A 2,225-nucleotide genomic window follows, 5' to 3' on the forward strand; every position below is an offset into this window, starting at 1 on the left:
GGTACTCCGCGCCCATGGAGACGGAGACGACGGAGTGACCGAGCGCTTCGAGGCGCGAAGTGAGGGAGGAGGCGAGGCCGAGCGGGTCGACGAAGACGAGGCAGCGGCGGGACGGGGAGACGGATGCAGCGGGAGGGAGCGAGCGCTTCCAGGAGGGCAGATAGAACCAGTCCTCGACGCGCGGCCGTTTGCGAAGCGGGTCCGCGAGAGCCGAGGCGAGGGATGCGCCTCCGGGCTCCATCCAGAAGCGCTGCCGCTCATAGGGGTAGGTGGGGAGGAGCGCGCGGCGGGGAGGCGTGGCGTGGACGGCGGTCCAGGAGATGGGGACGCCAGAGAGCCAGGCGCGGCCGAGAGACGAGAGCAGGACATGCACGTCGTCTGCTTCCTCCTGGGGGTGACGCATGGAGGAGAGGACGACGGCGTCCGGGTGCGAGCGAGTGGAGAGGTGGGTGAGGCGGGAGAGCGTCTGGCCAGGGCCGACTTCGAGGAAGAGGGGCGAAGGCAGAGAGGCGAGCGCCGTTTGCACACCGGAGGCGAAGCGCACCGTCTGGCGAAGGTGACGGGCCCAGTACTCGGGGCTGGTGGCTTCGCTGGAGGTAATCCAGGTGCCGGAGACGTTGGAGAGGAAGGGAAGCGAAGGAGGCTGAAGGGAGAGGGAGGAGAGGGCGCGGGTGAACTCCGCGAGCAGCGGCTCCACCATGGAGGAGTGAGCGGCGACGTCGATGGCGACTTCGCGGTGCTCGACGGAGGAGGCGCGAAGGCGCTCAGCGAGCTGGGAGATGGAGTCGGTAGGGCCGGAGACAACGCAGAGAGAGGGCGCGTTGACGGCGGCGAGGGAGAGCGAGTCACCCAGCAAGGGGAGGACGTCGGCCTCGGAGAGGGCGACGCTGAGCATGGAGCCCGGGGGAAGCCGCTCGAAGAGGCGGCCGCGGAGGCAGACGAGGGCGAGCGCGTCCTTCAGTGAGAAGACGCCCGCGAGGCAGGCGGCGACGTACTCACCGAGGGAGTGGCCGATGAGGGCCTGGGGCTTGAGTCCCCAGGCGAGCCACTGCTGGGCCAGTGCGTAGGAGGTGACGAAGAGGGCGGGAAGGCCGAGGCGGGGCTGGCGCAGGAGGGCAGCGCAGGCGTCGGCGCGGGAGGCCTCGGGGTAGAGGACGGCGCGCAAGTCCTGGCCCAGAAGAGGCAGCAGGAGGGAAGCGCAGCGGTCGACGGTGTCGCGGAAGAGGGGAAGGGAGGCGTAGAGGGATTGGCCCATGAGGGCGTACTGGGCGCCGCCACCCGGGAACATGAAGACGACGGGCCTGTCGTCGGACTCGTCGAAGCTGGACGGCTGGGGGGCCTGGAGAAGTTGCGAGGCGTGGAGCGCGTCGGAAGCGACGAGGAAGCGGCGGTGGGGCAGCAGGCGGCGACCCACCTGGAGGGTGAAGGCGACGTCGGCCAGGGGCAGCTCGGGGTGGGCCTGCAGGTGCGAGGCGAGCTGCGCGGTGGCGCTCTCCAGCGCGGACGCCGTCTTCGCCGACAGCACCAGCACTTGCGGCGTGCCCGCGCTGATCAACGGCTCGGAGGACTCAGGTGCCGGAGCCTCCTCGAGGATGACGTGGGCGTTGGTGCCGCCGATGCCGAAGGCGCTGACACCCGCCCTTCGAGGCACACCCGCAGGAGGCTGCCAGTCCTGCAGCGAGGCATTGACGTAGAAGGGACTGCCCTCCAGTCCAAGCTGCGGGTTGGGCGCGGAGTAGTGAAGGCTGGGCGGCAGCTTGCGGTGGTGCAGTGCCAGCGCCGTCTTGATGAGGCCGGTGACACCCGCCGCGGCATCCAGGTGGCCCAGGTTGGATTTGACGGAACCCAGGGCGCACGTGGCACGCGAAGAGGAGCGGAAGGCGCGCTTGAGGGCCGCCAGCTCGATGGGGTCGCCCATGGGCGTGGCGGTGCCGTGGGCTTCGACGTAGGAGATGGAAGAGGCCTCCACGTCGGCCATGGCGAGCGCTTCGGTGATGGCTTCGGTCTGGCCATCCACGCTGGGAGCCGTGAAGCCGGCCTTGAGCGCGCCATCATTGTTGATGGCCGAGCCCTTGATGACGGCATAGACGGTGTCGCCGTCGCGCAGGGCATCCGAGAGGCGCTTGAGGAGGACGACACCGACGCCGTTGCCGCTGACGGTGCCCTGGGCCTTGGCATCGAAGGTACGGCAGTGCCCATCCGGCGACAGGATGCCTTCCGGCTCG

The 2,225-nt window shown here is 69.8% G+C and carries 1 protein-coding gene; it reads right to left on the reverse strand.

Going from position 1 to position 2,225, the window contains the following annotated elements; all coding sequences use genetic code 11:
* On the reverse strand, positions 1-2,225 hold a 2,225-nt coding region (locus ACLEQD_RS41790), incomplete at both ends, for a type I polyketide synthase (RefSeq protein WP_410391481.1).

Origin of the sequence: Corallococcus sp. 4LFB (genome assembly GCF_046520365.1) — a bacterium.
Taxonomy (GTDB): Bacteria; Myxococcota; Myxococcia; order Myxococcales; family Myxococcaceae; genus Corallococcus; species Corallococcus caeni.